The organism is Gulosibacter sp. 10, assembly GCF_900163695.1.
GTDB lineage: Bacteria > Actinomycetota > Actinomycetes > Actinomycetales > Microbacteriaceae > Gulosibacter.
The window spans coordinates 177,378-200,674 of sequence record NZ_FUIC01000024.1; the positions used below are offsets into that span (position 1 = coordinate 177,378).

Consider the following 23,297-nt stretch of genomic DNA (forward strand, 5'->3'; position numbering starts at 1 on the left):
GGCGATACAGTGTGATCATGACTGCGCGCCTGAACCCCGAGAGCCTCCGGTATGCGCAGGCGGTCGCCGAGACGGGATCGTTCAGCGCCGCGGCGCGGGCGCACGGGGTGACGCAGCCGACGCTGTCGAACGGCATAGCGCGCCTCGAGCAGACGCTCGGCGAGGTGCTGTTCCACCGCTCCACGAGGGGCGCGACGCCCACCGAGTTCGGCCGCCGCCTGCTGCCGCTCATCGATCGCGCGATCCAGGGGCTGGACGCCGTGTCCGCCGAGGCGCGGCGATGGACGGCCCCTCGGGGCGGCCGGATCCGCGTCGGCGTCTCGCCGCTCATCGATCCGAAGCTCATCGCGACGGCGCACCGCGCGGCGAACCGGGTCGGGACGGCGCGGGGCCTGGTGCTCCGGGAGGCCAACCTCGCGGAGCTCCGCGAGGCGCTGGCCGCCGCCGCCCTCGACCTCATCATGATCCCCTCCGTCGCGCCGCTGCCCCACTACGAGCATCGGTCGATCGGCTCGGAGCGGGTCGTTCTCGTCGACGCGGGCTCGGGCACGTCGGAGCCCATCGGGCTGAGCGAGCTCGCCGACCGCCAGCTGATCCTCGTGCCGGACGCCTGCGGCCTCACGACGTTCACGAGGGACCTGCTCGCCGCGCACGACGTGCCGATGCGCACCTATCCGGGCGAGGCGCAGAGCTATCAGGTGCTGGAGGAGTGGTCGATGCTGGGCATCGGCGCGGCGGTGCTCCCCGCCTCGAGGGCGGCCAGGGCCGCACCCCGGCCGATCGTCGACGAGGATGGGCTCGACGTGGAGATCTTCTACGAAGCCGTGTGGGACCCGAACTCGCCGATCGCCGCGGAGCTCGCGGAATTCGTCGAGCTGCTGCAGGGCGGCGAGCGTCAGCAGCCGTTGATGGCCACGGCCACGTAGGTGAGGTGCACCGCCACGGCGGCGATCGCGAGCGACAGCCCGCCGAGGGCCACGGCCGAGGTGGGCAGGATGCCGGCGCGGCCGGAGCTCGGCTGCACCAGCTGACGGATGCGCTCGGGCCCGGCGGCGTGCATCGCCGCGCGGCTCGGGTCCTCGGCCCTCGAGCGCTCGCCGATCTTCAGCAGCGCGCTCACGAGGGCCGGGGTGCCGACCCGCTGCCGGCTGCGGTCGTCGGCGGCGATCTCGAAGTAGTGCGGCAGCGCATCGGCCGCGGCCCGCACGAAGGGGACCCAGCGCAGGTGGGCGGCGATGCTCGCCATCATCATGTCGATCAGGTGGTGCCGCTGCCGCAGGTGCGCCTCCTCGTGCGCGAGCACGGCGATGAGCTCCTCCTCGTCGAGGCGCTCGAGCAGGCCGCTCGAGACGACGATGCCGCCGTGCCGGGCGGGGAACGCCACGGCGATCGGCAGGTCGGTGTCGGCCACCCAGGCGGTGCAGCCGTGCAGCAGCCGCGGCCTCGCGCTGCGCAGCAGCGCCAGCGCCGATTCGCGGGACTTGCGGTTCCGCGCGCGGAGCTGCGCGACGACGCCGGCCAGCAGGAGCAGGCCGGCGAGCGCCGGCACGGCGAGCAGCAGCACCGCGGGCACGCCGGAAGCGGAGGCGGGCCCGCCGAACGGGCTCGCCGCGGCGAGGCACTGCTCGCAGATCTCCGCCATGCCCTCGGGCAGGAGCGCCGGGCCGGGGCGCGACCAGGCGAGCATCGGCCCGAGGGCGAGCACCGCCCCGAGCCAGGAGAGCACGCCGGCCGAGATGACGCCGATGGCGAGCCTCGGCACCCGCACGAGGGCGGGTGCCGAGCGGCGCAGCAGCCAGGGGCCGGCCAGCGCGAGCCCGAGGAGTCCCGCCGCCACGGCGAGGGCGAGCGCGCCGGGGGTCATGAGCCCGAACCGTCTTCCCTGCGGCCGAGGTAGTCCCGGAGCAGCGCGATGTCCTCCTGCGGCATCGAGTCCACGAACTGGAGGATCGACGCGGTGCGGTCCCGGCTCGCGTCGAGCACCTGCTCCATGAGGAGCGCGGCGTGCTCGTGGCGGCTGAACCGCGCGGTATAGCTCGTCGAGCGGGCGCCGTGCTCGCGACGCGTGACGTCGACGAGCCCCTTGCGGTGGAGGTTGCCCAGCACGGTGGCGATGGTGGTGTAGGCGGGATCGCTGTCGAGCCGCGTGATGATCTCGCGCACGGTGGCGGCGCCGTGATCCCACAGCGCATCCATCACGCGCGCCTCGAGCGCTCCGAGGCGCAGCATCGCGCCGGGGGATTCCTCATGGTTCATCTGACGGCCTCCGGGGACGGCGTTCGAACGGGGCACAGCACCTGTCCGCGCAGCCGCCCGATGAGCGCCGCGGTCGTGAACGCCAGGGCGGCGATCGCGAGGAAGGGCTGCACCGGGGCGAACCAGATGATCGCGCCCGAGTACCCCAATGCTAGGAGGGCGATCTTATTGCACACCGGACAGCCCACGGCGAACCACGCGGCGAACGCGCCCGCCATGCCGAGGCGGCTCGAGCGGCGCTCCGAGGCATCCGCATCCTCCGAGGGCTTCTCGCGGGCGGAGCCGGGCCGGCGCACGTAGGTGGCGATGAGCATGCCCGACATGATCGAGGTGAGGATCCACACGGGGTAGTTCCACCAGACGGGCGGGATGTCCCGGGCGAACAGCGGGTTGGGGATCAGCACGGTCGCGATGCCGAGGAAGGCGGCGATGGCCGCGGATCCGAGGATCGCGAAGAGCACCTGGCGCGGCGTCCAGCTCCTGAGCGCCCGCCAGGCGAGTCCGAGCGTTTCGCGGAGCCGGTCCGGAAGGGGAGCGTCGGTGCGGGCCATGCGACCAGTCTGGCACGCATTGACTATCTTGCATAGTCGACTAGTGTGATGAATCGTCCGCGATGAGCCGCCGATGCGAGGAGCCCGAGATCTTGAGTGCGAAAACCCGCCGCCAGGCGCTGCCCGTCTGGGTGGTGCCGACCATCGTTCTCGCCATCGCGGCGGCGCTCATCGTGGTCATCTTCGTCGTCAACCGTCCCTCGGCCGTGGAGGACGAGGCGGGCGCGCAGCCGGAGCAGACGCAGGATCCCGACCAGCCCGACTTCACGGAGCTCGAGACGCGGAACGAGAACGACCTGTTCGCGGTCGGCCCGGTCGACGCGCCCGTGGGGCTCATCGTCTTCTCGGACTACCAGTGCCCCTACTGCGCCCAGTGGAACGAGGACACGCTGCCCTCCATGGCCGAGCGAGCGGAGGCGGGCGAGCTGCGCATCGAGTGGCACGACGCGGCGATCTTCGGCCCGGCCTCCGAGCGCGCGGCGGCGGCGGTCTACGCGGCCGCCTCCCAGGGGGCGTTCCTCGAATACCACAACGCGCTGTTCGAGGGCGGCGAGCACAGGCCCGAGTCGGAGCTGACCGAGGAGGCGCTCGTCGCGCTCGCGGGCGAGCTCGGACTCGACACCGAGCAGTTCGCCCAGGACATGACCTCGGAGAGCGCGCTCTCGGCGGTGGAGCAGAACAAGCAGTTCGCGCAGCAGCTCGGCGCGTCCTCCACACCCACGTTCATCCTCGGCGGCACCCCGATGGTCGGCGCGCAGCCCACGGACGTGTTCGTGGACGCATTCGAGCAGGCGCTCGAGCAGGCGGAGTAGCGCCGCATGGACATCGGCCTGATCAGCGCCTTCTTCGGAGGTGTACTCGCGCTGCTGAGCCCGTGCGCCGCCCTGCTCATGCCGGCGTTCTTCGCATCCACCGTCGGCAGCGGGCCGCGGCTGCTGCTGCACGGCGGCGTGTTCACCGGCGGGCTGCTGCTCGTGCTGGTGCCGATCGGCGTCGGCGCGGGGGCGATCGGCTCGCTCTTCACGACGCACCGGCAGCTGATCGTGCTGATCGCGGCGCTCATCCTGATCGTATTCGGGGCGCTGCAGGTGCTGGGGCTGGGATTCGATCCGTCGAAGATGCTCCCCGACGGCGCCGACCTCCACGCGAGGGCCGCGTCGAAGACCGGCCTGGCGAAGACGCTGCTGCTCGGCGCCGCGAGCGGCATCGCGGGATTCTGCGCGGGCCCCATCCTCGGCGCGGTGCTCACGGTCGCCGCCGCGCAGGGCGATGTGCTCAAGGCGGGGCTGCTCCTGGCCGTGTACGGGATCGGCATGGTCGTGCCGCTGCTGCTCATCGCGGCGCTGTGGCGCCGCTTCGGCGCTCGCGGGCGCAAGGCGCTCCGCGGCCGCACGTTCACGGTGCTCGGCCGCGAGCTGCACACGACCTCGGTGATCACCGGGCTGCTGATCATGGCCGTCGGCGTGCTGTTCTGGACCACCAACGGATTCGTCGGGGCTCCCGAGCTCGTGCCCGCGGAGGCGCAGGCGTGGCTGCAGCAGCAGGCCTGGCTGCTCGCGAACCCGGTGGTGGACGCCGTCGGGGTGCTGGTGGTCGCGGGGCTCGTGCTGCTGTGGTGGTTCCGGCGGGAGCGCCGGCGCGATCGCGAGCACGAGTCGGCCGTCGAGGCTTCCGCGGACGGCTCCGAGCGGTCGGCGCCCGCCGAGCGCGCCGGGGAAGGCGCCTGAGCGGCTCGGAGCGCGCCGGAGTCTCCGGATGCATGGGGCCTCGGAGCGTAGCGGCGCCCCTGGACGCTTCGGGTGCCCGGAGGCATAGGGGCCCAGGACGTATCGCGCCCCGGACGCATCGGAATTCGGACGCATCGGAGTCCCGGGCCGCTGCGGCGCGTGCACGACGAGGCTCAGGAGCACGGGTGACCGCCGCAAGGCCGGCTCCCCGCGCCCCAGGGCATGCGCACAGGAAAGCGCTGTTTCATGAGCGATGGATCGCCGCCCCGCCGGACGGCCCTCCGTCGAGCGGTCGCCTCCCCGAATCCGCAGGGCCCCGCGCGTCGGACCGGCCTCGGGGCGCCGCTTCTCGCGGGCGATCCGGCCGCGAGCCGATCGCGATCCGCCCCGCCGCCGTCCGCTGGACACGATGTAAGGACCGTGCTGAATGACGAACATCTCCGAGCTCCGAGCAGCCCTCGGCGACCGACTGCTCGAGGACCCGCTCGAGGTCCTGCCCTACACGACCGACGAATCCCGGGCCGCCCTCGCCGCGCCGCCGTCGGCGGTGGTGCTCGCCGAGCGCACCGAGGACGTCGTCCGGGCGCTCGAATGGGCCAACCGCTGGGAGGTGCCGGTATCGGTGCGCGGGGCCGGCACGGGCCTGGCGGGCGGGGCCGTCGCGTATCCCGAGGGCCTGGTCGTCTCGCTCGAGCGGATGAACCGCATCCTCTCGATCGACCCCGTGAACCGGCTCATCGAGGTCGAGGCGGGCGTCATCACCGCGGCGATCGACGCGGCCGCCGCCGAGCACGGGCTCATGTACGCGCCCGACCCGGCCAGCTATCGCGAGTCCACCATCGGCGGCAACATCGCGACGAACGCGGGCGGCCTCCGATGCGTCCGGTACGGCGTCACCCTCGACGCCGTGTCCGGGCTCGAGGTCGTCCTCGGCAGCGGCGAGCTCCTGCGCACCGGGACGCAGACGCGCAAGGACGTCGTCGGCTTCAACCTCACCGAGCTGCTCGTGGGCTCCGAGGGCACGCTCGGCGTCGTCACGCGCGCGACGCTGCGGCTCGTGCCCAGGCCCGAGGGGCCGATGGCCACGTTCCGGGCGTTCTTCCCGGATCTCGCCTCGGCGGGCCGCACGGTGTCGGCGCTGGCCATGCGCACGGGGCTCACCCCAGAAGTGCTCGAGCTCCTCGACCGCCCGAGCCTCGCGGCGGTCGCCCGGACGGTGCCCGGCCTCGGCCGCATCCCCGACGCCGCCGCGCTGCTGATCGGCCAGTTCGCCGGCGAGCGGGCGGCGGAGGACGGCGACCGAGCGGTCGGGATCGCCCTCGAGCACGGCGCCTCCGAGGTCGACACCGATGTCGTCGACGACCTGCTCGAGGCCCGTCGGGGCACGGGGCGCGCCCTCTCGGCGGCGGGGCTCCGCGTCTCCTCGGATGTCGCGGTGCCGGTCTCCCGGCTGGCCGAGATGTTCGCGGCGATCGAGCGGATCAGCGCCGAGGAGGGCGTCACGATCCCGACCTTCGCCCACGCGGGCGACGGCAACCTGCATCCGTCGGTGCTGGTCACCACGGGCGACGAGGCCGAGCGGGCCCATGCCGAGGCCGTGCTCGACCGGGTCGGCGCGGCGGCGCTCTCCTTCGGCGGCACCCTCTCGGGCGAGCACGGCATCGGCTCGCTGAAGCACCACGCGCTCGACACGCAGCTCGAGGGCGTGAGCCGGACGGTGATGCGGGGCATCAAGCGCGTCTTCGACCCGCGGGGCATCCTCAGCCCCGGCCGCGCGATCTGAGGGCGGGGCCGCGGTGGACGGCGCCGGCGGCGCGCGGCCGCGGCGGTCGGCGTGTGCGGGGACGGGATGAGGCGTCGCGCCGCCCGTGCCGCACGCCATCTCGGGGAGGGCCGATGGGGCTCCCGGAGCTCAGTCGAGACTCAGCGTTCATACATGCTGTTGTCATGACTTAGTGTTATCTGGTTCATCATCCGGAGGACGCTGCGGGTCTCTTCCCGCGCGTCCGCGCGCCCTCGGGCGCCTCGACAAGGAAATGCCTTGGCCCACACCACCGCATCCGCGCCCCAGCCGCGGACCCTCACCCCGCTCGAGCACTTCAAGACGACGATGTCGTCGACGCTCGGCACCGCCCTCGAGTTCTACGACTTCGCGATCTACGGCCTCGCCGCCGCGACCGTGTTCAAGACCATCTTCTTCGCGGACAGCACGCCCGCCGTCGCCTTCATCGCGAGCCTCGCGACCTTCGCGGTCGGCTACGTGGCCCGCCCGCTCGGCGGCATCATCCTCGGCGCGATCGGCGACCGCGTGGGCCGCAAGAACGTCATGGTCTGGACCGTGGTGCTCATGGGGCTCGCCTCCACGCTCATCGGCGCGCTGCCCACCTACCAGCAGGTCGGCCTGTGGGCGCCCGTGCTGCTCGTGACCCTGCGCATCCTGCAGGGCCTCGGCGCCGGCGCCGAGCTCGCCTCGAGCTCCACGCTGCTCGTCGAATCCACGCCGGCGCCCCGCCGCGGCCTCATCGGCTCGCTCGTGGGCATCGGCACGAACGGCGGCACGCTGCTCGCCTCGCTCGCCTGGATGCTCGTCTCGCTGCTGCCCGAGGAGCAGCTCCTCAGCTGGGGCTGGCGCGTCCCGTTCCTCGCGAGCATCATCATCGCGGGCGTCGGCCTGTGGATGCGCCGCACGGTCAAGGAGAGCCCGGCGTTCGAGGTCGTCTCCGAGGAGGCGCGCACCCGCTCGATCCTGCAGACCTACGGCTACCTGCTCAAGAACAGCACCGGCAAGATGCTCGCGTGCATCGGCATGCGCTGGGCCGAGAACGGCATCTCCACCGTGTTCCTCGTGTTCTTCGTCGGCCGCATCGGCGAGTACGCGCCGGACAACCCCGGCCTCGGCTCGCTCGCCGTCGTGCTCTCCGCGATCGTCGGGCTCGGCACCGTGCCGCTCTTCGGCTGGATCAGCGACCGCTTCGGCCGCCGCCGCACCTACCTGTGGCTCTGCGTGCTCCAGCTCGTCGTGGCCTTCCCCTCGATCTGGATGATCATGACGGGGCAGACCTCCTGGGTCGTGCTCGCCTTCGTGCTCGGCTACAGCTTCGGCGTGATGGGCATGTACGCGGTGCAGTCGGCCTACATGGTCGAGCTCTTCGGCTCCCGCTCGCGCCTCGCCGCGGTCACGGCCTCGAAGGAGCTCGGCGCGCTGACCTCGGGCGGCGTCGCGCCGGTCCTCAGCGCGATGCTCATCGGCCTCACCGGCAACGAGTGGATCGTCGGCGGCTACATGGTGCTGCTCGCCATCGTGTCGATCGTCTCGACGATCGCGCTGCCCGAGACCGCGGGCCGCGACCTCGTCGCGGAGGAGGACGCCGTCCGAGCCTGATCGCGGAGGGGGCTCCCGGGGCTCTCCGCCGGCGCCGCACCGCGGCGCGGCGGGGAGCCCTGTCGTCTCGACGCGGGCGCGTCTTCCGCTCGCCGAAGCGGGCTGTGAGCCGGGGCGGGCACGTCGGCGGGGTGCTGCCGGAGGTCCGCCAGCCGGTCTCTTGAGCGGGCCGGATACCATCGACGCATGACGACCAAAGCCCGGCAGCCGGTGGAGAGCGAAGCGCGGTCGGTCTCGGAGGCGATGATCCCCGCGGCCTCGCTGTTCCACAGCTTCAGCGACCCGTCCAGACTCGTGATCCTCCATCACCTGCAGCTCGGGGAGCATCGCGTGGTCGACCTGGTGCAGCACCTCGGGCTCTCGCAGAGCACGGTCTCCAAGCACCTCGCCTGCCTGCGCGCCGCCGACATGGTGGTATCCCGCCCCGAGGGCCGGGCCTCCGTCTACTCCATCAAGCATCCCGAGGCGCTCGTCGAGATCCTCTCCGCCGCCGAGAAGATGCTCGCCCTCACCGGCGACGCCGTCACGCTCTGCCCGCTGCACGGCAGGGAAGTCGTCGCCCGCGACCTCGACGCCTGACGGCCGGGAAACGACGCGCCGCCCGGAGCCGCCCCGAGGGGTCGGCTCCGGGCGGCGCCTCGTCCGCTACGCGCCGGCGTCCGCGCGCGCTTTGAAGGTGCGCAGCCGCAGGCTGTTGCTCACGACGAAGACGCTCGACAGCGCCATCGCGGCGCCCGCCAGCATCGGGTTGAGGAGCCCGAACGCGGCGAGGGGGATCGCGGCGGTGTTGTAGGCGAAGGCCCAGAACAGGTTCGTCTTGATCGTGCCGAGCGTCCTGCGCGAGAGTCGGATGGCGTCGGCCGCGGCGCGCAGGTCGCCGCGCACGAGCGTGATGTCCGCCGCCTCGATCGCGACGTCGGTGCCGGTGCCCATCGCCAGCCCCAGGTCGGCCTGCGCGAGCGCGGGGGCGTCGTTGACGCCGTCGCCGACCATCGCGACGACCTTGCCCTCGCCCTGCAGCCGGGCGACGACGTCGACCTTGTCCTCGGGCAGCACCTCGGCGATGACCTCGTCGATGCCCACCTCGCCCGCGACCTGCTCGGCGACCTGCCGGTTGTCGCCCGTGAGCAGCACGGGCACGAGCCCGAGCTCCTTGAACTGGCTGATCGCATCCCCGCTCGTCGGCTTGATCGTGTCCGAGACCACGAGTACCCCGCGGGCGGCGCCGTCCCAGCCGACCGCGATCGCGGTGCGGCCCTCCGACTCCGCCGTGCGCTTCGCGGCGGCGAGCTCATCGGGCAGGCGCTGCGACCACTTCGCGAGCAGCGAGTCCCGGCCGGCGAGCACCGCGTGGCCGTCGACCACGCCCTGCACGCCCTTGCCCTCGATGTTCTCGAAGGACTCGACGGCCGGCAGCGTGCCGACCTCCTCTCGCGCGCCGTCCGCGATGGCCCGGGCGATGGGATGCTCCGAGGCGTCCTCGAGCGCCCCGGCGAGGCGCAGCAGCTCGGCGCGGTCCACGCCCTCCGCGGAGATCGCGTCGGCGAGCGCCATCGTGCCGCTCGTGACGGTTCCGGTCTTGTCGAGCACGATCGTGTCGACCCGGCGCGTGGACTCGAGCACCTCGGGCCCCTTGATGAGCACGCCCATCTGCGCGCCGCGGCCCGTGCCGACCAGCAGCGCCGTCGGCGTCGCGAGGCCCAGCGCGCACGGGCAGGCGATGATGAGCACCGCCACGGCCGCGGTGAACCCGGCCGAGAGCGGGAAGCCCGCGCCGATCCAGGCCCCGAGCGTGGCCACGGCGATCCCGATGGCGATGGGCACGAACACGCCCGACACCCTGTCCGCGAGACGCTGGACCTCGGCTTTGCCGGACTGCGCGTCCTCGACGAGCTTCGCCATCTGCGCCAGCCGGGTGTCGGAGCCGATGCGCGTGGCGCGCACGACGAGCCGGCCGCCCGCGTTGACGGTCGCGCCGGTCACCGCGTCGCCCTCGCCGACCTCGACCGGCACGGATTCGCCGGTGAGCATCGAGGCGTCCACGGCGCTCGTGCCCGAGACGACGGTGCCGTCGGTCGCGATCTTCTCGCCCGGCCGCACGACGAACTCGTCGCCCACCGCGAGCTCCTCGACCGGCAAGCGCCGCTCCTGGCCGTCGCGCAGGATCGACACCTCCTTCGCGCCGAGCTCGAGCAGGGCGCGCAGCGCGGCGCCCGCGCGCCGCTTGGAGCGCTTCTCGAAATAGCGGCCCATCAGGATGAACGTGATGACGCCCGCGGCGACCTCGAGGTAGATGTGGCTCATGCCGTCCGAGGGCGCCACCGTGAGCTCGAACGCGTGGGTGACGCCGCGGTCGCCCGCGGTGCCGAAGAACAGCGCCACGATCGACCAGAGCGTGGCCGCCGTGGTGCCCACCGAGATGAGCGTGTCCATCGTCGCGGCGCCGTGCCGGAGGTTCAGCCACGCCGCACGGTGGAAGGGCCAGCCGGCCCACACCACCACGGGCAGCGCGAGCGCGAGCGAGGCGAAGCCCCAGTAGTCGAACTGCAGCGCGGGGATCATCGCCATCGCGATGACCGGCGCCGAGAGCACCGCCGAGACGATCAGCCGCTGCCGGAGCGAGCGCAGCTCCCGGTCCTCGGGCGACTCGGCGTCCGCATCCGGCTCGCGCTCCGGCGGTGCGGGCAGCTCGGCCGTATAGCCGGTCTGCTCGACCACCCTGATGAACTCGTCGGGGTCGGCGCCCTCGGGGGCGGTGACGCTCGCCTTCTCGGTGGCGTAGTTCACGCTCGCGGTGACGCCCTCGAGCCTGTTCAGCTTCTTCTCGATGCGGTTGGCGCAGGACGCGCAGGTCATGCCGCCGATCTGCAGCTCGATCACGCTGGTCGGGCCGCTGTTCTGCGCGGTGTCAGTGCTCATGGTCCTCTCCGTTCTCGTGCGCGTCTCCGCCGTGGCCGCCCACGGCGGCGTCGACGACGAAGCCCGCCGTGTGCACCTGCCCGTCGACCTGGAAGTCGAGGTAGAGCAGGTAAGCGCCGGCGGTCGGGGCCGTCACCGCGAAGTCGACGGTCGGGCCGCCGGTCTCGCCCGGCGCGGGCTCCTCGCCCTGCGGATGCACGTGCAGGTAGGCGAGATCGCCCTGCCGCAGCGCGACGAGGTGGCCGTAGGCGCCCAGGTAGGGCTCGAGCGCGTCCACCGGCTCGCCGTCGCGGCTGACGCTGATCGACACCGGCGAGGATTCGCCGGCGACGAGATCACCCTCGAGCGCGACGTCGAAGCCGTCGACGCTCGCCTCGGCGACCGGGGCCTCGAACCGCTCGGGGGAGTAGTCGCCCGCCACCTGCACCGTGGTCGAGAGCGTGACGGCCTCGCCGCCGGCCGGGACGATGTCGGCGTAGAGGCGGTACGCGCCCGCCGCCTCCCAGGTCCAGGGGAGCGTCCACTCGCCCTCGGCATCCATCTCGGGGTGCGCGTGCGCGAACTCCGCCCCGTCGGCGCGGACGAGGATGAGGTGGAGCTCCTGCTCGTGCGAGGTCTCGAAGTCGGTGACCGGCGCGCCGGCGGGGTCGAGGATCGTCAGCGCGATCGTCCCCTCCTCGCCGACCTCGTCCGGCGCCGAGACGCCGTCGAGGCGGTAGCCCTCGGCCTCGAGGCCGAGGCCCGCGGCGCCGTGGTCCGCGTGTCCGGTGGCATCCATGCCCTGATCCTCCTCCGCATGCTCATGCTGTGCTGCTGCTTCCCAGTCCTGCACGGCGTCCTCCGGGACGATCGCGTTCGCAGCGAAACCCGACGCGGCGAACACGACCGCGAGGGCGCCGCCGTATAGGCCGAGCTTGACCGGGGTGCGCATCAGTCGCGCACGGCCCGGTAGCCGGCCTCGTCCACGGCGGCGATGACCGCGGCGTCGTCGATCGCGCCTTCGGCGGTCACGACGAGTCGGCCGCTCTGCGCGCTCACGTCGATGTCGGTGACGCCGGGGATCTGCGAGACCTCCTCGCGGACGGCGCCCTCGCAGTGGCCGCAGCTCATGCCGGTGACGGTGTAGGTGTTCGTGCTCATCTCGGTTCCCTTTCTCGTGGTGATCTGCCTCGAATTTGTACCCTATGGGGGTATGTGTAAAGGACAACGCGGCGCGGGCGTCTCGGTATTCCCGGCCGCAGCGCTCCGCGTGTTCGGCTCGTTGCGGATGTCCCTGGAGATTTGCGTCCTGCGGAGATAGCATCGCTGAAAGGCGATGATTTTTCGGTGCGGGAGACCGCGTCGACCGGAGGGGGAGGGAGCGCGGCATGGGTGCCGGACACGACCACGGGCCGAGCCCGGAGCAGGCGGCGCAGGCCCCCGATCACCGGCGCAGGCTCGCCATCGCGTTCGCGCTGGTGTTCGGCATCGTCGTCGCCCAGGGCATCGGCGCGTGGATCACCGGGAGCCTCGCGCTGCTGGTCGACATGGTGCACTCGCTCACCGATGCGAGCGGCCTGCTCGTCGCGCTCGTCGCCGCGACGCTGATGATCCGCCCGCCGAGCACGCGCCGCACGTGGGGCTTCCGCCGCGTGGAGGTGCTCGCGGCGCTCGGGCAGGCGCTGCTGCTGCTCGGGGTGAGCGTGTACGCGCTCGTCGAGGGCGTGGAGCGCTGGGCCAACCCGCCCGAGGTCGCCGCGGGGGAGCTGCTCGTGTTCGGCCTGATCGGCCTCGTGCTCAACGCGGCGGCCATGGCCGTGCTCGCAGCCGGCCGCGGCGCGAACTTCAACATGAAGGCGGCGTTCCTCGAGGTGCTCATGGATGCGCTCGGCACCCTCGCCGTGATCGCCTCCGCGATCCTCATGATGACCACGGGGTTCCAGCGCGCCGACACGATCGCCGCCTTCGTCATCGCCCTGATGATCATCCCGCGCGCCTGGCTGCTCATCCGCGAGACCACGCGCGTGCTCATGGAGTTCACGCCCAAGGGGCTCGACCTCGACGAGGTGCGCCGCCATATCCTCGCGATGGAGCACGTCGAGGACGTGCACGACCTGCACGCGTCCACCGTCGCCACCGGCCTGCCGACCCTCACCGCGCACGTCGTGCTCGAGGACTCCTGCTTCTCGGACGGCCACGCCGTCGAGATCCTCGAGGCGATCCGCGAGTGCGTCGCAGAGCACTTCGACATCGCGGTCCACCACACCACGATCCAGCTCGAGACCGCGGGGCACCACGAGCACGAGGCCCCGGGCGCCCTGCATCCCTGACGGTAAGGTCGCGCGGTTTCTCGGGCGCGGGCCGAGGGTCTCCTCGACGTCCGTAGGCTGAAGAGCTGTTCTCGTGGGATGCCGGCCAGGGGCCTCCTCGGCGTCCGGCGCCGGTGTGCTGTAGACCCGTCCTCGTCGGGCGCGGGCCCGGGGATTCTCTCGGCGTCCGGTGCCCGCACGTCGGAGCACCGTCTTCGTCGGGCGCGGGCCCGGGGATTCTCTCGGCGTCTGGCGCGCGCACGCGGGAGATCCGTCCTCGTGGGGTCCGGGCCGGGGACCTCTTCGGCGTCCATAGGCTGAAGAACCGCCCTCGTGGGACGTCGGCCGCGGTCGAGGGCCGCGATTCGAGGGAGGAGTCGGGACCGCAGGGGATACGCCGAGCGCGCGGCGCGGGGTGGCGCTTCGCCCCCGCAGGTGGTTGGCTCGGGGCGGACCCGGCGACGCAGCGGACGACGCCGGCCATCGATTCGAGGAGGAGACGCATGGATTTCGGTATCGCGGGACGCTGGGCGGTCGTATGCGCGTCGAGCCAAGGACTCGGGCGCGGCTGCGCGGAGGCGCTGGCGGCGCAGGGCGTGAATCTCGTCGTCAACGCGCGCGACGAGGCGCGGCTGGCGGCGACGGCGCAGGAACTGCGCGAGGCGGCGCCGGGCATCGAGGTGCGGGAGGTCGCCGGCGACGTCTCGCAGCCCGACGTGCGGGAGCGCCTGCTCGGCGCCGCGCCGGCGGTGGACATCCTCGTCAACAACGCGGGAGGCCCGCCCACCGGCGACTTCCGCGAGTGGGACGAGGCGGAGTGGACGGACGCGCTCGGGCGGAACATGCTCGCGCCCATCGAGCTGATCAAGGCGACGGCCGACGGTATGGCCGATCGCGGCTTCGGGCGCATCGTGAACATCACCTCCTCCGCGGTGAAGGCGCCGATCGCGGCGCTCGGACTCTCGAACGGCGCGCGCAGCGGGCTCACCGGCTTCGTGGCGGGCATCGCGCGGCAGCCGCAGCTCGCGGGCCGCAACGTCACGATCAACAATCTGCTCCCGGGCCGCTTCGACACCGCCCGCATCGCGGCCACGCTCGAGCCGGAGGCGGAGGCCTCGGGGCGCTCGCTCGAGGAGGTCCGCGCGGAGTACGCCGCGGGCATCCCCGCCGGCCGCTTCGGCACGCCCGAGGAGTTCGGGGCCGCCTGCGCGTTCCTGTGCTCGGGCCAGGCCGGGTACATCACGGGGCAGAACCTGCTCATCGACGGCGGGGCGTATCCCGGCACCTTCTGACTGCCGCACGATCGGCCTCGAGATGTATGGAGTCGCGGCGCGGCCGCTGCTTGAATCATGCCGAGGTGATGGCGATGGCCGAAGGCGGCGAAGCGGAGTTCACCCTCCTGCACCGGATGCATTTCTGGGCGAGGCGTTCGAAGGATCCGGCGTTCAGGGGGATGAACACCTGGGAGTATCGGGGCGATGCCTGGCGGGTGCGGCGCCCCGCGGACGGCGACCCTCCCGTCGAGGTGGAGCTGCGCTGCTCGCAGTGCTCGGAGGTCCTCGCGCTCCGCGTGGAGTCGGCGCAGACGATGCGTCGGCGCAAGCGCATCCTGCGGTCGATCGCGCTCGTCGTCGTGCTGATCTGCGTGCTCTCGGCCGTGTCCTGCACGAGCTTCATGGTGAGGGCGGAGGATTCCGGCATCGGCGATGCCGAGCAGGCGCGCGCCACGACCTGGGCGATCATCAGCCTGGTGGTCGCCTTCGTCTCGGTCGGGACGGCCTCGGCGCTGCTCGCCGCCAACGACAACCAGATCGGGGTCGTTGGCAGCGGGATCGCCAACCCGTTCAAGAGCAAGCACATCGTCCGCCTGGCGCGGCGGGATGCCCCCGCGGGCGGCTCCGGGAGCCCGGGCAGGCTCGGGAATCCGGGCGCTTCCCGGAATCCGGGCGGCTCCGGGCCTCGACCGCGCGGCCGTTAGCCGCGCCCGGACCCCGGACCTCGGACCCCGGGGCCCGGACTTGAGCGCGGGTCTGGTCTCTTAGGCGCGCGCCCAACTGGCAAATGCGTCGCAGAGTGCTGTTTTGGTGGTGTCAGAACCGCGATCTGCGACGTATCTGTGTACTTCGTGCTCCGCGGTGGCCTCGGGCCTCGTGGGGCTCCCGGACCCGGGGCTGTCCCTGGGCGCGCTTCCGGCTCACGGATGCGTCGCAGAATGCTGCTTCGCGGGTGTCAGAACCGCGATCTGTGACGCATCTGTTCGTGCTGCGGCCACGGCGAGCTCGGGTGTCGCGTGGCTCCCGAATGCGGGGCTGGTCCGCTGGGTGCGTTCTCGGTGCACGGATGCGTCGAAGAATGCTGTTCTGACTCCCTCTGAACCGCAATCTGCGACGCATCTGTGTACTTCGTGCCCCGCGGCGGCCTCGGGCCTCGTGGGGCTCCCGGACCCGGGGCTGTCCCTGGGCGCGCTTCCGGCTCACGGATGCGTCGCAGAATGCTGTTTCGCGGGTGTCAAAGCCGCGATCTGCGACGCATCTGTTCGTGCTGCGGCCCACGGCGGCTCTCGGGTGCCGAATGCGGGGCTGGTCCGCTGGGTGCGCTCTCGGTGCACGGATGCGTCGAAGAATGCTGTTTCGCAGGTGTCAGAACCGCGATCTGTGACGCATCTGTGCGATTGGACCCGTGCGGGGACCGAGCGGAGCGCCCAAGATCCGCGCAGGCCTGTCCAGGGCCGGTCGGGACCTGCCCGGGGCCGACCAAGGCCTCTCCGGGGCCGGCCAAGGTCTCTCCGAGGTCGGCCGAGACCTGCCCCTGAATGGTCCAGCCTCCTACCGCCGGCCGCGATCCGGGGGGGCAGACGAGAATCCGGCCCCGGCCTCAGGCGATCCGCTTGTGGATGCGGCGCGAGGCGAGCCAGGTGAACACCACCGCGACGACCGCGAGGAGCGCGGCCGCGAACCACACCGGCACGTTCCAATCGCCGACGTAGAGCTGCATGCCGTAGAACACCTCCATCGTCTCGATGCCCTCGGGGTGGCCGCCGAGGAGGTCCGAGAGCGCATCCTCCGTGAAGGCCTGGCGCAGCAGCATCGAGGAGTGCGCGAACGGCAGCGCGCTGACGACGTTCCGCACCGCCTCGGGGAACAGCCCCACGGCGATGTACGAGCCGCTCACGAAACCGGCGATCGTGCCGATGAGCGAGGACAGCCCGGCGAACGCGCCCTGCGTGCGGATGAACGAGATCACGAACGACCACAGCGCGGCGAATCCGGCGACCGACAGCAGCGTCCAGCCGATCGCCGAGAGCACCGCGCCCAGGCTGAGCACCACGCCGCTGAGCACCGCGAGGTACAGCAGCGAGACCGCGAGCACGAGCAGCGTCATGCCGGAGCCGATCACGAACGCCGACAGCAGGTAGCCCAGCACCAGCTCGCTGCGCTTGAGCGGCGAGACGAGGAAGTCCTGGAAGCGCTTGGTGGAGCCGTCCTCCACGAAGGTCGACAGCGCGCCGAGCGGGGTGGTCATCGAGGTGATCGAGATGATGCCCGCGAACATCCACGAGTCGATGAAGCGCTTGACGAGGTCCGCATCCGCGCCGGGCATGCTCTCGGTGATCGACACGACCTGCAGATTGCCGAGGAACAGCGTGTAGAGCACGAAGATGATGAGCGCGCCGAGCAGCGAGAAGAACACGTTGAGCGGGTCGCGGATGTAGCGCAGCAGGTTGCGCCCGGTGAGGGCGAGGACGTTCGACATCAGCGGGCCTCCCGGTCCTCGGCGTCGTCGGCGCCGCCGGTGAGCGCGATGAACACGTCGTCCATGCGGCCGTGGCGGAACTCGAAGTCGAGCACGGCCTCGCCCCGCTCGGCGAGGATGCGCCGGGCTTCGGCCGCATCCGCGACCTCGAGGTCCCGCGTGCCCGCCTCGGTGGTCAGGGTGAGGATGCTCGAGGAGTGCTTCGCGCGCAGCTCGGCCGGGGTGCCCTGCGCGATGATCCTGCCGTGGTCGATGACGCACACGTGGTCGGCCTCCTCGGTCTCCTCCATGTAGTGCGTCGTGAGGAAGACGGTGAGGCCGGTGCGCTCGCGGAGCTCGTGGATCGTGCGCCAGACGGTGTTGCGGTTGCCGGGGTCGAGGCCGGCGGTCGGCTCGTCGAGGAAGAGGATCTTCGGGTCGTGCAGCAGCGCGCGGGCGATGTCGGCCCTGCGCTTCTGGCCGCCCGAGAGCTTGCCGTAGCGGCGGTCGAGGATCTCCTCGAGGCGCACGAGCCGCGAGAGCTCCTCGAGCCGCGCGCGGATCGCTGCCCGGTCGGGGAGGTAGGGGCGAGCGCGGAGGGCGAGGTTCTCGCGCACCGTGAGCAGGTCGTCGAGCAGGGACTCCTGGAACACCACGCCGATCGCCCGGCGGACGGCGTCGCCCTCGGCGGTGACGTCGTGCCCTGCCACGCGGAGGGCGCCGGCGTCGAATCCCGTGACCGTGGTGAGGCAGTTGATGGTCGTGGACTTGCCCGCGCCGTTCGTGCCGAGGAAGGCGAACACCGTCCCGGGCGGCACCTCGAAGGAGATGTCGTCCACGGCGGTGATCCTGCGGAACCGCTTGGTGAGGCCGGTGACTTCGACGGCAGGGCTCATGGAGGCGAACCTAGCGCCGGCGCCTCCGAGATCGGCGGGTATCCGCTGATCGGGCGATGGCCGGCCGGCTGCGTCCGGCGCGCCGCCCGTGGGCGCGTCGCGGCCGCGGATGCTGGTGGCTCCCGGAAACGGATGCGTCGCAGTTCGCGGTTATCGCCGGGTCATAACCGCGAACTGCGACGCATCTGTGGGGCGGCCTGGGCGAGCGCGGTGACCTGGGCGAGCGTGGTGGCCTGGGCAGGCGGAGTGGCCTTGGCAAGCGCGGAGGCCTGGACGGGTGCGGAGGCTTGGACGGGTGCGGAGGCTTGGGTAGGCGTGGTGGCTTGGGCGGGCGCAGTGGCCCGGACAAGCGCGGAGGCTTGGACGGGCGGGGAGGCTCGGACAGGCCTCGGGCGGGCCGGTGCTCCTAGGCTGGTGCCATGGCGACGGATGCGGCGAATCGAACCCTGCGGCCGCTCGCGCTGGTCCTCGCGATCCTGCTGCTCCGCACGGTCGTGCTGGCGGGCGCGGCGGCGCTGCTGCAGCCGGCCGGCGGACGGATGCTGCTCGGCGTGGTCGTCGTCGCCCTCGACGTCGCGACCCTGCTCGTGCTGAGCCGCCTGCTTCGGCGCGTTGGCTGGAGCCTGCGCGCGCTGCTGGGCAGGCCCCTGCTCCGCTACGACATCCCCGTGGCGGGCCTGGTGGCGCTCGCGATCTTCGTCGCTACTGTCAGCGGGTCCGCGTTCGCGGAGGGCATGGTCCACGAGGGGGCGCCGCCGGACCCCGTGGGCGCGGAGGTGCCGCTCTGGCTGGGGCTGTGGTCGCTGCTGGTGATGCCCGTCACAGCGGCTTTCGCTGAGGAGCTGCTCTACCTCGGCTGGGCGCTCGATCAGCTCGCCGCGCGTTGGCGTCCGTGGATCGTCGTGGTGACGACGGCGCTCGCGTTCGGTTTCCAGTACGCGGCGCTGGGGATCCCGAGCGCCGGGGATGCCGTGGTCTGGGCGGTGGCCGCGTTGTTCGCGGGCGCGGTCATCGCCATCTTGCGCGTTCGCGGGGTGCGGCTCTGGGCCTTCGTGATCGGCCACTGGGCCTTCGCCGTGCTCGGCCTCGGCATCCCGGCCCTGCGGGCCGCCCTCGCCTGACCGTGGCGCCTTCACCTGACCGCGAGCTGGCGGCCCCTCGTCGGGCTCGGTCGCCCTTGCTTGGTCCGGTTGCCTTCGCCTGTCCCGGTCACCGTCGCCTGGCCCGGTCGTCCCCACCCGATCCGGTCGCCAACCTGACCTGGTCGCCAACCTGACCTGGCCGCGTTCTTGCGGCGGTAGGGACCTCACCCGATCCGGTCTCCCTATCGCTGATCACCGACCGTCCGCAGACGTATCGCAGCGCACGGTTCCGAGTCGGAGCCGGATCCGGCCACAGATGCGTCGAAGTCTGCGGTTATGGATCGGTCATATCCGCAGACTTCGACGCATCTGCGAGGAGAACCATTCGCTTGGGCGAGCAGACCGCCCTGGCGGGCTTGGCCGGCGGCCCGACGGCGGATGTGCAAGCGGCCGATCGCCGGCTGGACGGGGCGATCGGGAGGATGACATCCTGCATGCGGAAAGGCCGCTGCCGGCCGCGCCTGCTCTGACTCGTCCGGCCCCGGTCATCCGGAGACATTTTGAGGAAGAGGAGCGGGAATGCAGCTCGAGGGCAAGCGCGCCATCATCACCGGCGGCGGCAAGGGGATCGGCAGGGGGATCACGACGCGATTCCTCGCGGAGGGTGCCGAGGTGGTGGTCGTCCAGCGCCGGCCGCTCGACGAGGACCTGCGCGGCCTCCCGGGCATCCACGCGCTCGAGGCCGACCTCGCCGACGCGGCGGCGCTGCCGGGCGTCGTGGACCGCGCCGTCGAGGTGCTCGGCGGCGTCGACGTGCTCGTGAACAACGCGGGGATGATGAGCGAGCGCTCCGTGGACGAGATCACGCCGGCCGAGTGGGACCGGATGATCGCCCTCAACCTGCGCACCCCGCTGTTCCTCGTGCAGGCGGCGCTGCCCTTCCTCCGCGACGGCGGCGGGAGCATCATCAACACCGGCTCCATCGAGGGCATCGCCGCGAACCCCCAGCACGCCGCCTACTGCGCCGCGAAGGCCGGCGTGCACGGGCTGACCCGCGCGCTCGCGGTCGACCTGGGCGCGGACGGCATCCGCTGCAACGCGATCGCGCCCGGCTGGATCGCCTCCGACCTGTCCGAGGCCTACCTCGACGGCATGCCCGACCCGGCCGCCGCGCGCCGCGCGCTGACCGGCCTGCACCCGGTGGGACGCACCGGCCGGCCCACCGACATCGGCGACCTCGCGGTGTTCCTCGCGAGCGATCAGTCCGGCTTCATCAGCGGCGAGACCATCGTGGTCGACGGCGGCCGTACCGCGAAGCTCCCCACCCCGATCGACGTGTAGCCCCGCCCGGAACGCGGCGTCGCCATGGCGCCGAGTTCCAGCAGTACATTTTGCCAAACATCTCGCGTTCCTTGGTGAAGAGTATGGCGCGCGTGAGCGTTCGTACCTCCTAGGTTGCTGCTCGTTCCACTTCGCGACGCGCAATCTGCGGCGTCGCGGTTCAGCCGTCGAAGGAGATGTATGAAGCACTCGCGCAACCACGCTCATCGCCATGAACGCATCCGAGGCCGCCGCCTCGCACCGGCAGGCGGCGGGGTGCGAGCGTGAGCACGGATACTTCCGCCGAGCGGGCCTCGGCCACGGCGTCGACCCGCGCCGTCTCGGTGCGGCAGCTGCCGAGAAGCGTGTGGGGGCTGGCGTTCACCGAGCTCTGGGAGCGCTTCTCGTTCTACGGGGTGAACGGCATCCTGTCCTTCTATCTACTGTTCTCGGTTCACGACGGCGGCCTCGACCTGGGCGCTGCGGCTGCCGCCGGAGTCGTGGGCGCCTACGGCGGAGCCGTGTATCTGGCTCAGCTCGCCGGCGCGTGGATGGGAGACCGAGTCCTCAGCCCGAAGCTCATGGTCTTCTGGGGCGGCGCGGTCATCACCCTGGGGCACGTCGCTCTCGCGGTCTTCGCGGGCATGACCGGCCTCGTGCTCGGCCTGCTGCTGATCATCTTCGGCACGGGAGCGTTGAAGACGAACATCACCAATATCGTCGGCTTCGTGCTCGAAGGGCAGAGCAGCGCGCAGCGCGACGTGGGATTCGCCTATTTCTACATCTCCATCAGCCTGGGCTCGGTGCTCGGCCCGTTGAGCACCGGATTCGCGCAGAACGAGTGGGGATTCCACTGGGGCTTCGGACTCGCGGCGATCGGGATGGTGCTGGCGCTCGTGCAGTACGCGTTCTCGATGCGCAGGCTGCCCGCGAAGGCGAGCAGCGTGCTCCGCCCCATCGCGGGGCGCGCGCTCCTGCTCCTGGTGATGCTCGCGCTGCTGATCGCGACCGCGATCGGGATGCTCATGGCGATCGGCTTCATCAAGGCGGAGCAGCTCGCAGGCATCGTGACGGCGGCGGAGCTCGTGGCGGCGGCGGTGTACTTCGGCGTGATGCTCGGCGCGAAGCACGTGAGCCGCGAGGAGAAGCGCCGAGTCGCGGGCTTCCTCCCGCTCTTCCTCGCGGCGAGCCTGTTCTTCGGCCTGCTGTTCCAGCAGTTCACGACGATCGCGATCCTCATCTCCGAGCGCGTGGACCTCGTAGTCGGAGGATGGAGCATCCCCGTCGCGTGGATCACGATGATCAGCCAGCTCGCGCTCGTCATCGTCACTCCGCTCGTCGCGCAGTTCTGGGGGCGCAGCGGCAACAGCGGCCCGGGTGCGCCCACCAAGTTCGCCATGGGCATGATGCAGATCGGCATCGCCTACGCGATCATGCTCGTCGCCCTGCGGCTGTTCCCCGATGCGGCGCTCCCGGTGCTGCTCGTCGTCGTGGTGATGATCATCGCCGGCTCCTCCGAGGTCTTCATCGGGCCGATCGGCCTGTCGCTGGCCACCAGGATCGGGCCCAGCGCCTACCGCTCGCATATGGTCGGCCTCAACTTCCTCACGCTCGGGCTCGGTTCCTCGCTCTCCGGGCTGCTCGGCCAGCTCTTCACGGTGATGAGCGAGCCCTCGTACTTCCTCGTGATCATCGGCCTCGGCGTGGGCACCGGCATCCTGCTCTGGCTCTTCCGGGCGCCGCTGCACCGCGCGTTGAACGCGGGGCTGGCGTAGGCCCACGGCTGCCGGCACCGCATGGCACGGCCGGGCGGGCCGGCCTGATGCGGATGCGTCGCAGAATGCGGTTCTGAGGGCGTCGGAACCGCATTCTGCGACGCATCCGCGGCGTATCGGCTACTTCGCCAGGTAGCCGCCGTCCACGGGGATCTGGACTCCCGTGAGGTACGCCGCGTCGGGGCTCGCCAGGTAGGCCACCGCGCCGGCGACGTCCGCCGGCGTCGCGATCCGGCCCAGCGGGATGGCGGCCGCGACCTCCGCGTCGGTGGCCTCGGCGTCCTCGACCCGGGCGAGCCATTCCTCGTAGAGCGGCGTGCGCGTCATCCCCGGTGCGACGGCGTTGACGCGGATGTCGTGCGGGGCGAGCTCGACCGCGGCGGCGGTGGTCAGCGCGCGCATGGCGCCCTTGCTGGCGCTGTAGATCCCCATGGTCGGCACGCCGATGTGCGCGAGGCGGGAGGTGACGTTGATGATGGCCCCGCCGCCGCTGTCGCGCATGACGCGGCCGGCGGCCTGCAGGCATTCGATCGCCGCGAAGACGTTCGTCTCGAACACGGCGCGGATCTCGGCGGCCGGCACGTCGAGCAGCGGCACCGTGTGATCGATCGCCGCGTTGTTCACGAGCACATCGAGCCGTCCGGCGAGGCGCATGGTCTCGGAGACGAGCCGTTCGGGAGCGCCGGGGACGGTGAGGTCGGCGCGCACGAAATGCACGTCCGCGCCTTCCGGAGCCTCGGCCGCGAGGGCGGCGGCGACGGATGCGCCCCGCTCCGTCGAGCGGCCGCTGATCACGACGGTCAGGCCATCGGCGAGGAGCCGTCTGGCGATCTCCACGCCGATGCCCGAGGTGGCGCCGGTGACGAGGGCGGCGCGGGAGGGCCGTAGCGGGTAGGGATGCGACTTCGTCGTCGTGCCTGGTGCTTCCATGCAGACCAGCCTACGGACGCCGCTGCACGCATCCTCAACATCGCGTCGGCGGTCCTTCCCGCGCGCCTCGTCGTCCGGGCGCCCGTCGTCAGTCGTCGAGGACGGTGAAGGACTTGGTGATCTGCTCCTCCACCACCCAGCGGCCCTTCCACCCCGACTCCATGAGCACGGTGATGCCGGGGCGCAGCTCGATCGCGTTCCCCGCCTCGTCGACGAGCCTGCCGCGGCCCTGGATGATGTGGACGTACTCGACGTAGCCGGTGTGGTCGGTGGTGAACTCGCCGGGGGAGACGGTCCAGAGCCCGACCTGGCGGCCCGAGCCCTCGTGCAGGACGAGCGTGCTCGCCTCGGGGGAGCCCGAGCGCACGCGGTCCGAGGCGATCGCCTCGGCCGCGGGCCACTCGACGTCGTTCAGGGACAGCGCGATTGCGGTGGTCAT

The 23,297-nt window shown here is 71.8% G+C and carries 22 protein-coding genes; 12 read left to right on the forward strand and 10 right to left on the reverse strand.

Translation table 11 applies throughout. The features are described 5' to 3' along the window. Nucleotides 1–17: 17 nt before the first annotated feature. Nucleotides 18–926 carry a LysR family transcriptional regulator gene (locus tag FM112_RS09930; RefSeq protein ID WP_087007131.1) on the forward strand — a complete coding sequence of 303 codons (909 nt, stop codon included), beginning with the start codon at nucleotides 18–20 and terminating at the stop codon, nucleotides 924–926. On the opposite strand, the gene FM112_RS09935 is transcribed toward FM112_RS09930, so the two are convergent. The 3 genes from FM112_RS09935 to FM112_RS09945 are packed head-to-tail and all read right to left on the reverse strand — an operon-like array spanning nucleotide 896 to nucleotide 2,807. Continuing rightward, entirely contained in the window at nucleotides 896–1,864 is a 969-nt protein-coding gene (locus tag FM112_RS09935) for a M56 family metallopeptidase (protein WP_087007013.1), read from the reverse strand. The genes FM112_RS09930 and FM112_RS09935 overlap by 31 nt on opposite strands. Next, nucleotides 1,861–2,256, reverse strand: a complete 396-nt coding sequence (locus tag FM112_RS09940) for a BlaI/MecI/CopY family transcriptional regulator (protein ID WP_087007015.1) — start codon at nucleotides 2,254–2,256, stop codon at nucleotides 1,861–1,863. The genes FM112_RS09935 and FM112_RS09940 overlap by 4 nt, the downstream gene beginning before the upstream one ends. Further along, entirely contained in the window at nucleotides 2,253–2,807 is a 555-nt protein-coding gene (locus tag FM112_RS09945; protein ID WP_087007018.1) for a hypothetical protein, read from the reverse strand. The genes FM112_RS09940 and FM112_RS09945 overlap by 4 nt, the downstream gene beginning before the upstream one ends. A gap of 92 nt (nucleotides 2,808–2,899) precedes the next feature. Here FM112_RS09945 and FM112_RS09950 point away from each other — a divergent pair, with 92 nt between their 5' ends. The 5 genes from FM112_RS09950 (at nucleotide 2,900) to FM112_RS09970 (ending at nucleotide 8,495) form a co-directional block, all read left to right on the forward strand. Continuing rightward, complete coding sequence (locus tag FM112_RS09950) at nucleotides 2,900–3,619, forward strand: thioredoxin domain-containing protein (RefSeq protein WP_254910442.1); 720 nt, start codon at nucleotides 2,900–2,902, stop codon at nucleotides 3,617–3,619. A gap of 6 nt (nucleotides 3,620–3,625) precedes the next feature. Further along, nucleotides 3,626–4,534: a cytochrome c biogenesis CcdA family protein gene (locus FM112_RS09955; protein ID WP_087007022.1), complete on the forward strand. Its 909-nt coding sequence runs from the start codon at nucleotides 3,626–3,628 to the stop codon at nucleotides 4,532–4,534. A gap of 427 nt (nucleotides 4,535–4,961) precedes the next feature. Continuing rightward, nucleotides 4,962–6,317, forward strand: a complete 1,356-nt coding sequence (locus tag FM112_RS09960; RefSeq protein WP_087007024.1) for an FAD-binding oxidoreductase — start codon at nucleotides 4,962–4,964, stop codon at nucleotides 6,315–6,317. A gap of 258 nt (nucleotides 6,318–6,575) precedes the next feature. Then, nucleotides 6,576–7,916 carry an MFS transporter gene (locus FM112_RS09965; RefSeq protein ID WP_087007026.1) on the forward strand — a complete coding sequence of 447 codons (1,341 nt, stop codon included), beginning with the start codon at nucleotides 6,576–6,578 and terminating at the stop codon, nucleotides 7,914–7,916. 186 nt (nucleotides 7,917–8,102) lie between these two features. Next, entirely contained in the window at nucleotides 8,103–8,495 is a 393-nt protein-coding gene (locus FM112_RS09970) for a metalloregulator ArsR/SmtB family transcription factor (protein ID WP_087007028.1), read from the forward strand. 66 nt (nucleotides 8,496–8,561) lie between these two features. Here FM112_RS09970 and FM112_RS09975 read toward each other — a convergent pair whose 3' ends face one another. From FM112_RS09975 to FM112_RS09985, 3 genes are all read right to left on the reverse strand, one after another. Beyond that, the gene (locus tag FM112_RS09975) at nucleotides 8,562–10,835 is read right to left on the reverse strand and encodes a cation-translocating P-type ATPase (RefSeq protein ID WP_087007030.1); all 2,274 of its coding nucleotides are present in this window, start codon (nucleotides 10,833–10,835) and stop codon (nucleotides 8,562–8,564) included. Beyond that, nucleotides 10,825–11,613, reverse strand: a complete 789-nt coding sequence (locus FM112_RS09980; protein ID WP_369678167.1) for a hypothetical protein — start codon at nucleotides 11,611–11,613, stop codon at nucleotides 10,825–10,827. Before FM112_RS09980 ends, FM112_RS09975 begins: the two co-directional genes overlap by 11 nt. A gap of 152 nt (nucleotides 11,614–11,765) precedes the next feature. Then, nucleotides 11,766–11,975, reverse strand: coding sequence for a heavy-metal-associated domain-containing protein (locus FM112_RS09985; RefSeq protein WP_087007034.1), 210 nt, complete (start codon nucleotides 11,973–11,975; stop codon nucleotides 11,766–11,768). A gap of 227 nt (nucleotides 11,976–12,202) precedes the next feature. On the opposite strand from FM112_RS09985, the gene FM112_RS09990 reads away from it, so the two are divergent. The 3 genes from FM112_RS09990 (at nucleotide 12,203) to FM112_RS10000 (ending at nucleotide 15,101) form a co-directional block, all read left to right on the forward strand. Next, complete coding sequence (locus FM112_RS09990; protein ID WP_087007036.1) at nucleotides 12,203–13,144, forward strand: cation diffusion facilitator family transporter; 942 nt, start codon at nucleotides 12,203–12,205, stop codon at nucleotides 13,142–13,144. 482 nt (nucleotides 13,145–13,626) lie between these two features. After that, nucleotides 13,627–14,415 carry an SDR family oxidoreductase gene (locus tag FM112_RS09995; RefSeq protein WP_087007038.1) on the forward strand — a complete coding sequence of 263 codons (789 nt, stop codon included), beginning with the start codon at nucleotides 13,627–13,629 and terminating at the stop codon, nucleotides 14,413–14,415. Between the two features lie 74 nt (nucleotides 14,416–14,489). Further along, nucleotides 14,490–15,101 (forward strand): hypothetical protein, encoded by a 612-nt coding sequence (locus FM112_RS10000; RefSeq protein WP_140400652.1) that lies wholly within the window; start codon nucleotides 14,490–14,492, stop codon nucleotides 15,099–15,101. Between the two features lie 896 nt (nucleotides 15,102–15,997). Here the strand turns inward: FM112_RS10000 and FM112_RS10005 are convergent. Further along, complete coding sequence (locus tag FM112_RS10005; RefSeq protein WP_087007042.1) at nucleotides 15,998–16,876, reverse strand: ABC transporter permease; 879 nt, start codon at nucleotides 16,874–16,876, stop codon at nucleotides 15,998–16,000. Next, complete coding sequence (locus FM112_RS10010) at nucleotides 16,876–17,751, reverse strand: ABC transporter ATP-binding protein (RefSeq protein WP_087007044.1); 876 nt, start codon at nucleotides 17,749–17,751, stop codon at nucleotides 16,876–16,878. The genes FM112_RS10005 and FM112_RS10010 overlap by 1 nt, the downstream gene beginning before the upstream one ends. A gap of 419 nt (nucleotides 17,752–18,170) precedes the next feature. Here FM112_RS10010 and FM112_RS10015 point away from each other — a divergent pair, with 419 nt between their 5' ends. From FM112_RS10015 to FM112_RS10025, 3 genes are all read left to right on the forward strand, one after another. Then, entirely contained in the window at nucleotides 18,171–18,872 is a 702-nt protein-coding gene (locus FM112_RS10015) for a CPBP family intramembrane glutamic endopeptidase (protein WP_087007046.1), read from the forward strand. 540 nt (nucleotides 18,873–19,412) lie between these two features. Next, on the forward strand, nucleotides 19,413–20,174 hold the full coding sequence (locus FM112_RS10020) for an SDR family NAD(P)-dependent oxidoreductase (RefSeq protein WP_087007048.1): 762 nt from the start codon (nucleotides 19,413–19,415) through the stop codon (nucleotides 20,172–20,174). Between the two features lie 263 nt (nucleotides 20,175–20,437). Continuing rightward, complete coding sequence (locus FM112_RS10025; protein ID WP_254910443.1) at nucleotides 20,438–21,928, forward strand: peptide MFS transporter; 1,491 nt, start codon at nucleotides 20,438–20,440, stop codon at nucleotides 21,926–21,928. A 120-nt stretch (nucleotides 21,929–22,048) separates the two neighbouring features. Here FM112_RS10025 and FM112_RS10030 read toward each other — a convergent pair whose 3' ends face one another. Together FM112_RS10030 and FM112_RS10035 are read right to left on the reverse strand one after the other, a co-directional pair. Next, nucleotides 22,049–22,858 (reverse strand): SDR family NAD(P)-dependent oxidoreductase, encoded by an 810-nt coding sequence (locus FM112_RS10030; RefSeq protein ID WP_087007049.1) that lies wholly within the window; start codon nucleotides 22,856–22,858, stop codon nucleotides 22,049–22,051. A gap of 88 nt (nucleotides 22,859–22,946) precedes the next feature. Then, the gene (locus FM112_RS10035) at nucleotides 22,947–23,297 is read right to left on the reverse strand and encodes a cupin domain-containing protein (protein WP_087007051.1); all 351 of its coding nucleotides are present in this window, start codon (nucleotides 23,295–23,297) and stop codon (nucleotides 22,947–22,949) included.